Source organism: Pseudomonas sp. B20(2017), assembly GCF_002113125.1.
Taxonomy (GTDB): Bacteria; Pseudomonadota; Gammaproteobacteria; order Pseudomonadales; family Pseudomonadaceae; genus Aquipseudomonas.
The window spans coordinates 352,905-364,959 of record NZ_NEJP01000003.1 but is presented as its reverse complement, the minus strand read 5'-3'; the positions used below and the strand labels follow the sequence as shown (position 1 = coordinate 364,959).

General features: G+C 62.0%; 12 protein-coding genes. 3 read left to right on the top strand and 9 right to left on the bottom strand.

Going from position 1 to position 12,055, the window contains the following annotated elements:
* Positions 1-6 precede the first annotated feature (6 nt).
* Positions 7-2,640: an excinuclease ABC subunit UvrA gene (locus CAF63_RS06775; RefSeq protein ID WP_085683911.1), complete on the top strand. Its 2,634-nt coding sequence runs from the start codon at positions 7-9 to the stop codon at positions 2,638-2,640.
* A 120-nt stretch (positions 2,641-2,760) separates the two neighbouring features.
* Here the strand turns inward: CAF63_RS06775 and CAF63_RS06770 are convergent, their stop codons facing one another.
* The 7 genes from CAF63_RS06770 to CAF63_RS06740 form a co-directional block, all read right to left on the bottom strand.
* A complete protein-coding gene (locus CAF63_RS06770; protein WP_085683910.1) occupies positions 2,761-4,701 on the bottom strand; it encodes a response regulator in 1,941 nt (646 codons plus the stop codon).
* Positions 4,691-5,566, bottom strand: a complete 876-nt coding sequence (locus CAF63_RS06765) for a sensor histidine kinase KdpD (RefSeq protein ID WP_085683909.1) — start codon at positions 5,564-5,566, stop codon at positions 4,691-4,693. Before CAF63_RS06765 ends, CAF63_RS06770 begins: the two co-directional genes overlap by 11 nt.
* Positions 5,559-6,569, bottom strand: coding sequence for an ATP-binding protein (locus CAF63_RS06760; protein WP_085683971.1), 1,011 nt, complete (start codon positions 6,567-6,569; stop codon positions 5,559-5,561). The genes CAF63_RS06765 and CAF63_RS06760 overlap by 8 nt, the downstream gene beginning before the upstream one ends.
* On the bottom strand, positions 6,566-6,970 hold the full coding sequence (locus CAF63_RS06755; protein ID WP_085683908.1) for an anti-sigma regulatory factor: 405 nt from the start codon (positions 6,968-6,970) through the stop codon (positions 6,566-6,568). The genes CAF63_RS06760 and CAF63_RS06755 overlap by 4 nt, the downstream gene beginning before the upstream one ends.
* Positions 6,967-7,329 carry an STAS domain-containing protein gene (locus CAF63_RS06750; protein ID WP_007959463.1) on the bottom strand — a complete coding sequence of 121 codons (363 nt, stop codon included), beginning with the start codon at positions 7,327-7,329 and terminating at the stop codon, positions 6,967-6,969. The genes CAF63_RS06755 and CAF63_RS06750 overlap by 4 nt, the downstream gene beginning before the upstream one ends.
* Positions 7,330-7,332: 3 nt before the next feature.
* On the bottom strand, positions 7,333-8,184 hold the full coding sequence (locus CAF63_RS06745) for an STAS domain-containing protein (RefSeq protein ID WP_085683907.1): 852 nt from the start codon (positions 8,182-8,184) through the stop codon (positions 7,333-7,335).
* A 238-nt stretch (positions 8,185-8,422) separates the two neighbouring features.
* Positions 8,423-8,944 carry a DUF4142 domain-containing protein gene (locus CAF63_RS06740; protein WP_085683906.1) on the bottom strand — a complete coding sequence of 174 codons (522 nt, stop codon included), beginning with the start codon at positions 8,942-8,944 and terminating at the stop codon, positions 8,423-8,425.
* A 205-nt stretch (positions 8,945-9,149) separates the two neighbouring features.
* Between CAF63_RS06740 and CAF63_RS06735 the strand changes: the two genes are divergently transcribed.
* Both CAF63_RS06735 and CAF63_RS28805 read left to right on the top strand, forming a co-directional pair.
* Positions 9,150-9,392, top strand: coding sequence for a YdcH family protein (locus tag CAF63_RS06735; protein ID WP_085683905.1), 243 nt, complete (start codon positions 9,150-9,152; stop codon positions 9,390-9,392).
* Between the two features lie 109 nt (positions 9,393-9,501).
* The gene (locus CAF63_RS28805) at positions 9,502-9,672 is read left to right on the top strand and encodes a hypothetical protein (RefSeq protein ID WP_178081267.1); all 171 of its coding nucleotides are present in this window, start codon (positions 9,502-9,504) and stop codon (positions 9,670-9,672) included.
* A 108-nt stretch (positions 9,673-9,780) separates the two neighbouring features.
* On the opposite strand, the gene CAF63_RS06730 is transcribed toward CAF63_RS28805, so the two are convergent.
* Both CAF63_RS06730 and CAF63_RS06725 read right to left on the bottom strand, forming a co-directional pair.
* A complete protein-coding gene (locus tag CAF63_RS06730) occupies positions 9,781-10,857 on the bottom strand; it encodes an SMP-30/gluconolactonase/LRE family protein (protein WP_085683904.1) in 1,077 nt (358 codons plus the stop codon).
* Complete coding sequence (locus CAF63_RS06725; RefSeq protein ID WP_085683903.1) at positions 10,854-11,999, bottom strand: sterol desaturase family protein; 1,146 nt, start codon at positions 11,997-11,999, stop codon at positions 10,854-10,856. The genes CAF63_RS06730 and CAF63_RS06725 overlap by 4 nt, the downstream gene beginning before the upstream one ends.
* Positions 12,000-12,055: the final 56 nt, after the last annotated feature.

Here is a 12,055-nt window from a genome sequence, read left to right as displayed (position 1 = left end):
TGGCCGATGACTTCCAGACGCAATTCCAGTTCTGCCGCCGGCATGGTTCGCGTGCGCGGTGCCCGTGAACACAATCTGAAGAACGTGGACGTCGACATTCCTCGCGATGCACTGGTGGTGTTCACCGGGGTGTCGGGTTCGGGCAAGTCGTCGCTGGCGTTTTCAACGCTGTATGCCGAAGCCCAGCGGCGCTATTTCGAATCGGTGGCGCCTTATGCGCGGCGTCTGATCGATCAGGTCGGTGTGCCGGATGTCGACTCCATCGACGGCCTGCCGCCGGCCGTGGCCCTGCAGCAACAGCGCGGCACGCCGAGCACGCGCTCGTCGGTGGGCAGCGTCACCACGCTCTCGAGCCTGATCCGAATGCTGTACTCGCGCGCCGGCAGCTATCCGCCGGGTCAGCCAATGCTGTATGCCGAGGATTTTTCACCGAACACGCCGCAAGGCGCCTGCCCGCAATGCCATGGACTGGGTCGGGTCTACGAGGTCACCGAGGCGTTGATGGTGCCGGATCCGAATCTGACCATCCGCCAGCGTGCCGTGGCTTCCTGGCCGTTGGCGTGGCAGGGACAGAACCTGCGCGACATCCTGGTGACCATGGGCATCGATGTCGACATTCCCTGGCGCAAGCTGCCGAAAAAACAGCGTGACTGGATCCTCTTTACCGAGGAAACCCCGACGGTTCCGGTGTACGCGGGGCTGACGCCGGAGGAAACCCGGGTCGCGCTCAAGCGCAAGATGGAGCCGAGTTATCAAGGCACCTTCACCGGCGCCCGGCGCTACATCCTGCACACCTTTACGCATTCTCAAAGTGCGTTGATGAAGAAGCGTGTTTCGCAATTCATGCTCGGCAGCCCATGTCCGCTGTGCGATGGCAAACGACTCAAGCGCGAGGCGTTGTCGGTGACTTTCGCAGGCTATGACATTGGCGAGCTGGCGCAGATGCCGTTGCTCAAACTGGCCGAGATATTGAAACCGGTGGCCGCTGCGAGCTGGCTGGAACACCCCGAGGAAACCGGTGAAACCCTGAGCCACGCCCAGACCCGCGACGCCCGTCAGCAACGGGTGGCTCACGGCGCCAGTGGCCACGCCAAGGCCCCGGACGTGCGCCACACGCCGAACCTGTCGCTGGAAAAACGTCTGGCGGCACAACGCATTGCCGAAGATCTGCTGGAGCGGGTCAGCACCCTGACCGACCTGGGTCTTGGCTATCTGGCACTGGAGCGCAGCACGCCAACCCTGTCGTCCGGCGAGTTGCAGCGTTTGCGGCTGGCCACGCAATTGGGCTCGCAGTTGTTCGGTGTCATTTACGTACTCGACGAGCCCTCCGCCGGTTTGCATCCGGCTGACGGCGAAGCACTGTTCGATGCCTTGCAGCGGCTCAAGGCCGACGGCAACAGCGTGTTTGTGGTCGAACATGACCTGGACACCATGCGCCGTGCCGACTGGCTGATCGACGTCGGCCCGGCGGCGGGTGAAAAGGGTGGGCAGATTCTCTACAGCGGCCCGCCGCCGGGGCTGGCCACCATTGAACATTCGCAAACCCGCGCCTATCTGTTTTCCGAACACCAACGGCCAACGCGACATGCGCGCAAACCCTCGGGGTGGCTGAAGCTCGAGGGCATCACGCGCAATAATCTGCACAACCTCAGCGCTGAATTTCCGTTGGGTTGCTTTACTTCGGTGACCGGCGTGTCGGGTTCGGGCAAGTCGAGTCTGGTCAGTCAGGCACTGCTGGAACTGGTGGGCGCGCGGCTGGGGCGCAGCGTCAGCGATGCGGAACCTGAAGAGCTGAACCTGGAAGACGACACCCCGCAGGCCAGCACGGGTCAGGTCGTGGCCGGGCTGGAGTCGATCAAGCGCCTTGTGCAAGTCGATCAGAAGCCCATCGGCCGCACGCCGCGTTCGAACCTGGCGACCTACACCGGGCTGTTCGACAACGTGCGCAAACTGTTCGCCGCGACGGCCGACGCCAAGGCTGCCGGTTACGACGCGGGGCAGTTCTCCTTCAACGTCGCCAAGGGTCGCTGCGAGACTTGCGAAGGGGAAGGGTTCGTCAGTGTCGAGTTGCTGTTCATGCCCAGCGTCTATGCGCCATGCCCGACCTGTCATGGTGCGCGATACAACCCCGAGACACTGGCGATCCTCTGGCAAGACCTGAGCATTGCCCAGGTGCTGCAATTGACCGTGGACGACGCGGTGACGGTATTTGCCGAACAACCGGGCATTCGCCGTTCGCTGGAGGTGTTGCGCGATATTGGCCTGGGTTACCTGCGACTCGGGCAGCCGGCCACCGAGTTGTCCGGTGGCGAAGCGCAGCGGATCAAGCTTGCGACCGAACTGCAACGCAACCAGCGTGGCGCCACTTTGTATGTGCTGGATGAGCCCACCACCGGCCTGCATCCAAGGGATGTCGATCGGTTACTGGAGCAGTTGGATACGCTGGTGACGGCGGGGCATACGGTGATTGTGGTCGAGCATGAAATGCGTGTGGTGGCGCGGAGTGACTGGGTGATTGATATCGGACCGGGCGCAGGGGATCAGGGCGGCAAGATTGTCGTGGCGGGGACGCCGCAGAAGGTCGCCGCGAGCAAGAAGAGTCGGACTGCGCCGTTTCTGGCGCGAGCCTTGAGCCGCTAACTGCGTCGCATGGACCGGCCTCATCGCGGGCAAGCCCGCTCCCACAGAGTCTGATGTGTTCACGAATTTGTGTACGGCACATAAAACTGTGGGAGCGGGCTTGCCCGCGATGGCGGTGTATCAGGCGCCGTCGAGCGTACGCCGCACCTTGTCCAGCAACTCACTGATCTGGAACGGCTTGATCAGCATTTCCATGCCCGGGCCTAGGAACACCTGGCGATTGATCGCGGTTTCCGCGTAGCCGGTCATGAACAGGATTGGCAGTCCCTCACGCCAGCCACGGGCAACGTCTGCCAGTTCACGGCCGGTCATGCGTGGCAGGCCGACGTCGGTCAGTAGCAGGTTGATCGACGGGTCATTCTGCAAACGCTCCAGCGCGGTTTCGATATCGGCCGCCTGGGTGCAGCGATAACCGGCGTCTTCCAGCACTTCAGTGACGAACATCCGGACTGAAGGCATGTCCTCGACGATCAACACATGTTCGGTGCCCCGTGGGTCAATCGCCTCCGGTTTCACATCGACAGACGTCGGATCAGTGGTGGCCGGCAACATGATCGTCACCTCGGTGCCACGCCGGGCGACGCTGCGAATGTGCGCATCGCCACCGGACTGACGGGCGAAACCGTAAATCGTCGATAACCCCAGCCCGGTGCCCTGGCCCAGCGGTTTGGTGGTGAAGAACGGGTCGAACACCTTGTCGATCACACTGTGCTCGATGCCGGTGCCATCGTCGCGTACCGACAGCGCTACGTAGGAGCCGTCAGTCAGGTTCGGGTCGCCATGGGAATAGGCCGCGTAGGTGCTGACCCAGATATTGCCGCCCTGCGGCAGCGCATCGCGGGCATTGATCACCAGGTTGAGCACGGCGCTTTCCAGTTGAATCGGATCGACCAGGGCGATGGCCGGTTTGGTCGTCAATTCCAGCTTCAGCGCTATGCGTTCGCCGATGGTGCGCACCAGCAGTTCTTCCAGCGAACGCACGTGGTCATTGATGTCCACCGGCCGGGTGTCGAGCGGTTGCTGGCGGGCAAAGGCCAGCAGGCGGTGGGTAAGGGACGCTGCACTCGTTGCCGAGTTGAGCGCCGCGTCGGTGTAGAACTGAACTTTGTCCAGACGGGCATCGGCGACGCGTTTCTGGATCAGTTCGAGGCTGGTGATGATTCCGGTCAGCAGGTTGTTGAAGTCATGGGCGATACCGCCGGTGAGTTTGCCTAGCGCATCCATTTTCTGCACTTGCAGCAGCTGCGATTCGGCGCGGACCCGGTCGGCGACTTCCTTGGCCAGTTGCGTGGTGGTGTCGTCCAGCCGCGCCAGATGCGAGCGCTCGCGATGGCGATGTTCGGTGACGTCCTCGACGAACACCAGGCTCAGTCCCGGTGTGCGGTAGGGAGAAATCTGCCACTCGGTTTCGCGGATCTCGCCTTGCACTCTCATGTTCAGCGTACCTTTCCAGCGCTCGCCGTCCACCAGTCGCAGGCGCAGTTCGTTGAGGATCGCGCTCTGATCCTCGGCGAAGCATTCGCTGAGGGTCTGCGGGTCGCGGTTGTCCTGGATCAGTTGAGAGAAGGCGTGATTGCACTCGTGGACTTTCAGGTCGGCGTCGAGCACCGCGATGGGCGCGGAAACGTTGACGAAAATCTCGCGGAAACGCGCCTCGCTTTCGCGCAACGCGTTCTCCGTGTCGCGCACCCGCAGCAAGGTGCGCAACGTTGCCAGCAGCACATCGGGGTCGACCGGGTGAATCAGGTAGGCATCGGCCCCGGCATCGAGGCCGGTGATGATGTCGCCGGTCTGGATCGACGCCGCCGACACGTGGATCACCGGGAGCAGAGCGGTGCCCGGGTCGGCGCGCAGTTCACGCACGATGTCGAATCCGCTCATGTCCGGCAGGTTGACGTCGAGAATCAGCGCATCGAGCGTTTCGCTGGCGATCAGGGCCAGGCCTTCACCGCCGGTGCCGGCCTCGAACACTTCGTAGCCGTGGCGCTCCAGCCGTCGGCGCAAGGCGTAACGGGTGGCGACGTTGTCATCGACGATCAACAGACGGATGTCATGTTTCATCGATGTTCTCCTGGGCAATCGCCAACGGAATGATCACGAAAAAGCTCGAGCCCACGCCCGGCGTACTCTCGACACCGACCTCGCCACCGAGCAACTCGGCGAAGCGCTTGCACAGGGACAAGCCGAGCCCTGTACCCCGCAGGCGCTTTTGCAACGGCGAGTCGACCTGGGAAAAGTCTTCGAACAGTTTGCCGTGCAATTCAGGCGCGATGCCGATGCCTGTGTCGCTGACAGCGAAGCGAACCCTGTCTGCACCGTCCAGTCGCGCCGAGACCCGGACTTCGCCACGGGTGGTGAACTTCAGCGAGTTGGAAATGAAGTTGCGCAGGATCTGCGCGAGTTTCTTGTCGTCGGTGTAAAGGCGCGGCAGGCCCACCGGCTCTTCGAAAATCAGGTCCACGGCCGTGGCGTCGACAATCGGCCGGAACATCCCGCGCAGTGCGGCGAACAGATCGAACATGTCGAACCACGCCGGGGAAATGGTGATGCGCCCGGCCTCGATCTTGGCGAGATCCAGCAGGTCATCGACCATGTCGCTGAGTTCACGGGCAGCGCTGCTGACAAATGCAACCTGCTTGTGCTGCTCGGGGCTGAGCGGGCCGTCGAGTTCGTCCGCCAGCAGGCTGTTGATGCTCAGGATCGAGCCCAGCGGCGTACGGAATTCGTGGCTCATGTACGACAGGAAGCGACTTTTCAGATCCGAGGCCTGACGCAGTTGTTCGGCCTGGGTGTCGAGTTCCGCGTACAGGGCCAGCACGCCCTGATTGGTCTCGTCGAGCTCTTCGCGCAGCGCGGCACTTTCGGCCTGCAATTGCGCGATCAGTGCCGATTGTTCAGCGCTGCTCAACGTCGGGGACTCAGCCATGGGCGGCCTCCAGGGCAACGACCAGCACCGTTACATCGTCGCGCCCGCGGCAGAAGTCGCGGTGCAGGAGAGTGGCTATCACGGCTGGATGGCGGTGCACCAGACCGGGGTAGTCCTGGAGATTCCAACGGGACTGCAAGCCGTCGCTGTACATGATCAATAGATGTCCGTTCACGTGAGCATAGTCAAAGGGGCGGGCCTTTCGGTATTGCGCGCCAACGATTCCCGGATGCGAGGCCATCCCCCGGGATTTGTCGGCAGCAATCAGGCTGGCGCCGATATTGCCGACGCCAGCAAAGGTCAACTGGTCGCGTTCGCCATTGAACTGCGCAAACGCCACTGCGCCACCACGGGTGCCGATCATGTCCCGGTGCAGATCTTCCATCAGCTCGACAGGGTCGGTGAATGGCGCCCGGGCGAAGGCCTGCTCGCCGGCGCGGGCGGCACGTTCGGCTTCTTCACCGTGGCCAAGACCGTCGATCAACAACGCACTGATATGGCTGCGGTCATACGTCAGGTGCCAGACGTCCCCACAGGCCGGATCATTGTGCAGTGAGTGCTGACTGACCCCGTAACGCAGGTCCGGCTGGCGATCATCGCTTCGATACAGGCGAGCGAGCAGCACCGCGCCACGGCTGTCGGCAAAGACGTCGAACACCTCGGCCTGACGTGAAATGGCGCCCAGTCCGATCCCTTGGGTGCCACCCGTGGAGTAACCGTCGGCGAGGCAGTCGTCCAGGACAAAACCTTGCGCCCGGTCTACGGCGAGCATTTCGATGCCGAACCCGGACAGCCGGGGGATGAGCCGCAGGTGAATCTCACCGCGACCGGCGTGCTTGAGCACATTGCTCGCCAGCTCTGTGGCCACCAGCGCCACGCGCCCGGCGTCGCGCTCGTCGAAACCGTGGCGTTCGGCGAGCTGTTGCGCAGTGCGACGGGCATGGCCGATCTGACTGCTGTCTTCCATCAGCAGCACCTGGGTCAGGCTTCCTGCGATATTCATGCCCATCGGGTGATCGTTATGCGAGTGCCTTTTCCGGGAGCGGTGTCCAGTTCGAACTCGTCCACCAGCCGTTTGGCGCCGGTCAGGCCCAGGCCCAGGCCGCTGCCTGACGTCCAGCCATCGGTCATCGCCAGTTTGATGTCGGCAATGCCCGGCCCCTCGTCGCGAAAGGTCAGGCGCAGGCCAATCTTGTGATTTTCATCGAGAATCTGCCAGTCCATGTCGCCGCCACCGCCGTAGACCATGGTGTTGCGCGCCAGCTCGCTGACGGCGGTCACCAGTTTGGTCAGGTCGATCAGGCGCATGCCGCACTCGGTGGCCAGTTTGCGCGCCTGTTGCCGGGCCAGTACCACGTCCTGCTCGATGTTGATCGGTTGGGTACCACTGCTGCGCACGGTCATTGCTGGCGTACTCGTTCCTGCAGCAGTTTCATGCCGCGCTCGACGTTCAGCGCGGTGCTGACGCCCGGCAGGTTCAGGCCGAGCTCGACCAGCGTGATCGCCACCGCCGGTTGCATGCCGACGAGCATGGTTTCGGCGTCCATGATTTTCGACAGCCCGGAGATGGTGCCGATCATGCGGCCGATGAACGAATCGACCATGTCCAGCGCCGAGATGTCGATCAACACCCCGCGCGCCGAGGTCTTGCTGATGCGCTCGGACAGGTCGTCCTGCAAGGTGAGGGCGAGCTGGTCATGCATGTCGACCTGGATGGTCACCAGCAGGAAATCACCCATTTGAAGAATCGGGATACGTTCCATTGGTTAAACCGTCTTGGCGAGAGTGATACCCAAGCGGGTCAGGGCCAGTTTCAACGCATCGGCCAGGTTGGCCTTGGTCACCACGCCTTGCAGGTCGAGGCCGAGGTGGACAATGGTCTGGGCGATCTGCGGACGCACGCCGCTGATGATGCAATCGGCGCCCATCAGGCGGATCGCGGTCACGGTTTTCAGCAGGTGCTGGGCCACCAGGGTGTCGACGGTCGGCACGCCGGTGATGTCGATGATGGCGATTTCCGAACCGGTGTCGACGATGCGTTGCAGCAGCGATTCCATCACCACCTGGGTGCGTTGCGAGTCGAGGGTGCCGATCATTGGCAGGGCCAGCACGCCGTCCCACAGCTTGACCACCGGCGTGGACAATTCCAGCAGTTCTTCCTGCTGACGCTTGATCACCGCTTCACGGGATTTCTGGAACGTGCGGATGGTGTGCATCCCGAAGGCGTCGAGCAGTTCGGAGATTTCCCAGAGCTGTTCGGCCAGCAGCGCCGGCTGTTCCCGGTAATGACTTTGCAGCAAGGCGAACAGCGGGCCTTTGAGGGCGAAGATGAAATTGGCGGTCTGCTGCGAATCCTGGCCGAGCAGGGCACGGCTGTGGGAGAGCTTTTCGAGGAACTGGCGGGTAGCCTCCCAGCCCGGCGCGGCGATGTTGGTGCTGTTGTCGTTTTCCAGCCCGGAGACCACCAGTTGCAGAAACTCGCTGGTCTGTTGCTGTACATCGAGTTCCTTGAGATTGCGGGTGGCACCGCTATCGACCAGCCCTTGAATCCATTCACCCAGCAGTTGTGCCTGTTTGTTTTTCATCGCATCGAGTGTGCTGTTCTGCAGTGCTGCCATGTGCCTGTTGCTCCGTCTCGAAAGGGGGGCCGGTGCGAGGAAAATGACCGGCGCGAAGTCAATGACATTTGCCGTTTGAAATAGTTGTTCGTTCCCGCGAGGATATTTTTGATTTATCGCAAGAATCGCACCGGTAACTCTAGTCGGTATGGCCGTGAGTGCTGTTCTTTCGCCAACCAGCCCCCCTAATGAAAAGAGGCCGCGTCCCATGGGAGGCGGCCTCTTTGTGTCTCTGTTTTTATTTGCTCGGATGTTTGGCCTGTAGTTCCTTGGCGTGGGCCAGATGTTTTTCCAGTGCCGGCAGCATTTTCTGCGCGAAAGCCTTGAGCTCGGTGGCGCCCTTGACCTTGTCGTCGGTCACGGTGTTGGCTTCTTTCTTGAACAACTCGATGGTTTCTTCGTGAGCCTTGACCTGGTTGTTGGCGTAGGCGGCATCGAAGGATTCATCTCGCCAATCGAGAATTTTCTCCTTGGCCTGTTTGACCAGGGTCGTGGTGTCCGGCACTTCGATGTCGTTGGCCTTGGCAATGGTTGCCAGCTCGTCGTTGGCTTTGCCGTGGTCGGTGATCATTTGTTCGGCGAAGGCCTTGATGTCGGCCGACTGGCTCTTTTCCAGGGCCAGACGGCTGGTTTCTATCTCGGCGATACCCCCGGCAGCGGCGTTGTCCACAAAATCGTTGTCGGTGGCGGCGAAGGCGCTGCCCATGCCGGTGCTCAAGGCGACAGCCAGAGCCAGATGACGCAGGTTGAATCCGTCCATTGGTGTTTCTCCACGCGGTTTTTTGTGAGCGTTAATCAATGGAGGGAACGGCGCGGAGAAAGGTTTTATCGCATTTGCGAAAGGGCGACGAACGGGCACCGCTGGTCTGACAGGTGGTCGACAGAACCGGTCAACCGAGGCCATTCTGATACCTGGCCAGCGCAATCGGTCGCGTTGGCTGCCGATCAACTGACGGAGGTGTTCCATGCCGGTGACCCATGATCTGTTACAGGACTTGAAACTAACAAAGGAAGAGATCCAGCAACGACGCACCGCGGATCCACATCTGGATGCACTGATCAACAAGTATTCCCAGGCGGACGCCGAAGTCGTCAAGGCCGAGACAGCGACCTCGGATGCGCCGAGCGACGACACCCTGAAGAAACTCAAAGAGAAACGCCTGCAGGTCAAAGACAAGATCGTCGAGCAGTTGCAGACCCGAACCTGACCGTCAGTCGCGCCACCGGCTTTCGGTGGTGAAACGACTGGAACGACAACCCCGACCGGCACCTCGAATGTTCAGAGTCTTCACATAGCGACTCTCAGCGAGGTGCCTTATGAACAAGCCAAAATTCCCCAGTGAAGAGCAGGGGGCGTTCGACCCCGTTCCCACGCATCCCGAGCCGAACAGTCCGGCGCACACCGTCCGTAATCCTGAAGAGGAACGCAAGCGCGAGGACGTGCCGGAGGATGAAGACCCGGACAAGTTCGATCGGTCCAGCAACTGACAATCCGCTATCGCCAGCAGGCTGGCTCCCACATCTGGAATGCAATCCCACGGTGGGAGCCAGCCTGCTGGCGATAGGGCCATTCGAATCACTACAGAAACCCGAGTCTCACTTTAACGCTGCCTCCAACGGCATCCGCGCCATGTGCGTGGCCTTCAGCGAGCCGAAATACAGCCAGTCGCCATACTCGCGCGCCGTGGTGATCGGCGAGTAATTGCCGGCGCTGGCGTCCTGCAGATTGGCAATCACCTTGCCCTCCAGATCCAGCCCCAGCACGAACCCGCGCTTCTCCACCGGTTTGGGCACGACGGTCATCGCCCGCACGATCATCTTGCGCACGAAAGGGTGCGGCGCGGTGCGGTCGAGCAGCGGATTACGCGGTGTGTACAGCGCCACCCAGAAGCGATCCCGACCATTGAACGCGAGGTTGTCCGGCAGCCCCGGCAGGTTATCGATGAACAGATCGTGGGTGCCGGCCTTGGGCCCGGTCAGCCAATAACGGCTGATGCGGTAGGCGCCGGTTTCGTTGACCAGCACATAGGCGTCTTCCGGGCCGAGGGTCACGCCGTTGGCGAACTCCAGCTTGTCCAGCAATACGCTGGTTTTTCCGGTCTGGAAGTCGTAACGCAGCAGGCGCCCGTCGCCGCCATGCTCGATGATCGCTTCGCCATCGTGGCCGTAACCCCATCGACTCGAGGCGTCGCTGAAGTAGGCGTAGTGTCCGGACTTGTCGATCGCCACGTCATCCGCGAAGCCGAACGGCAGGCCATTGGCTTCGGTGGTCAACGCCACCAGCCGACCCTGGGCATCGAGGGACAGCAAACCCTTGACCCCGTCGGCGATCACCAGCAAACCGTTGGGATGCCGCGCCAACCCCAGCGGCCGGCCGCCGGTATCGGCCAGCACCTTGCGCTGTTGGCCGTCGAGGCTGGTGCGCAGCAGGCGACCGTCGTGCAGGCCGGTGATCAGAAAATCGTTTTCCAGCAGCAGCGCTTCCGGACCTTCGATATTGCTCGGCCCGACCTGTGCCACACCCTTGAGCCGCTGGTTGTCAGCGTACTGGCCTTCGCTCAGCGAGGGCGCTGGTTGCGGCGTCCATGCCACGGGCTCGACCTTGGTCGGCATGAGCAGCAGGAACGCCACAACGACGACAATCAGCAACAACGCCAGATAGCGCCACTTCACACGTGAGCTCCTGCAAGGGCCAGGTGCCGGGTGGCCATGTCGCGCAGGGCCAGCATCGAAGTCGCCGATTCGCGCTCGATGCGACGCTTGAGCAGCAGATGGTTGGCGATGCGCAGGCCGATACCTTCGAACTGGTAGTCGAGAGTGCGCACGAACCGCGTGGCACCGTCGTGCGCCGAGCATTCATAGGTCAGCAGCAATGACAGACCCTGATCACCCTGAGCCCGGGCACACCAGCGCCGACCGGGCAGGTATTCGGTCACCTCCCAACGCAAATGCCCCGCGCGGCCTCCTGCGTGGATGTCTTCGTCGAATCGTGCGCCGGCATGCAAAGAGCCGTTCGGGCCGTCGATCTTCAATGAGGACGGGTGCCACTCCGGCCAGCGACTGACAGTGGCGGCGTAGGCGAGGACGGCGATCGGATCACCGGCGATGTCGACTGTGTGCTGCATGCGGGTCATGGGCGTTCTCGAATCGGTCAGAGGGGCAGTTTCCGGCTCCCAGTAGAGGGTGCCGAACAGGTAGTCCATCAGCGGGAAAACGATATTGAAGTTGCGCTCCTGCATGCGTTCACGACGGTGATGCAGCTCGTGCAGACGGCGCATCTGGCGGATCCATGGCAGGCGGGTCAGCGGGTTCTGCGGCGGCAGATGCTCGCAGGCGTGAAACACTTCATAGGTCAGGTAACCGAACACCATGCAGCCGCCGAACAGACCGGCGACGTTGCTGTTGACCTGCGCGAACAGCCACCACAGCGGAAGGGTGATCGCCAGTGTGTGCAGCACGATCAGCCAGGCGGGAAACAGGATCACCCGCCAGTCGCGGGCGCCATCGTAGGTCATGTGGCCGGGGGTGAAGAAGCTGTGATGATCGCCGGCATGCCGGGCGTAGAACATCCGGGCGAAGCTCTTTTTGTGGTGGCCGAGGTGGCGGTGCACCATGTACACGCCGAAATTGAAAAACAGCAGGGTCAGCGGCACGGTCAGCCATTCCAGTGGTTGCACCTGGTGCACGCTGCTCCAGAACGCGCCGATGGCCAGCACACCGAACAGCAGCACGAACGCGCCGTGCAGCCACGGGTTGTATCGGGGATGGATCGCCGCACGGTAGCGGCTACGAAATGCCTCGGTGGTCTGCCTCACTGCGGTCACCTGCGGATATTGTTGTTATCCGGGCAGATTAGCCGATCCCGCCGGTT

Bases quoted from the DNA above. Each gene is read 5' to 3' on its own strand.
- CAF63_RS06775 (WP_085683911.1), top strand. From the start codon at position 7: ATGACTTCCAGACGCAATTCCAGTTCTGCCGCCGGCATGGTTCGCGTG.
- CAF63_RS06770 (WP_085683910.1), bottom strand. From the start codon at position 4,701: ATGAAACATGACATCCGTCTGTTGATCGTCGATGACAACGTCGCCACC.
- CAF63_RS06765 (WP_085683909.1), bottom strand. From the start codon at position 5,566: ATGGCTGAGTCCCCGACGTTGAGCAGCGCTGAACAATCGGCACTGATC.
- CAF63_RS06760 (WP_085683971.1), bottom strand. From the start codon at position 6,569: ATGAATATCGCAGGAAGCCTGACCCAGGTGCTGCTGATGGAAGACAGC.
- CAF63_RS06755 (WP_085683908.1), bottom strand. From the start codon at position 6,970: ATGACCGTGCGCAGCAGTGGTACCCAACCGATCAACATCGAGCAGGAC.
- CAF63_RS06750 (WP_007959463.1), bottom strand. From the start codon at position 7,329: ATGGAACGTATCCCGATTCTTCAAATGGGTGATTTCCTGCTGGTGACC.
- CAF63_RS06745 (WP_085683907.1), bottom strand. From the start codon at position 8,184: ATGGCAGCACTGCAGAACAGCACACTCGATGCGATGAAAAACAAACAG.
- CAF63_RS06740 (WP_085683906.1), bottom strand. From the start codon at position 8,944: ATGGACGGATTCAACCTGCGTCATCTGGCTCTGGCTGTCGCCTTGAGC.
- CAF63_RS06735 (WP_085683905.1), top strand. From the start codon at position 9,150: ATGCCGGTGACCCATGATCTGTTACAGGACTTGAAACTAACAAAGGAA.
- CAF63_RS28805 (WP_178081267.1), top strand. From the start codon at position 9,502: ATGAACAAGCCAAAATTCCCCAGTGAAGAGCAGGGGGCGTTCGACCCC.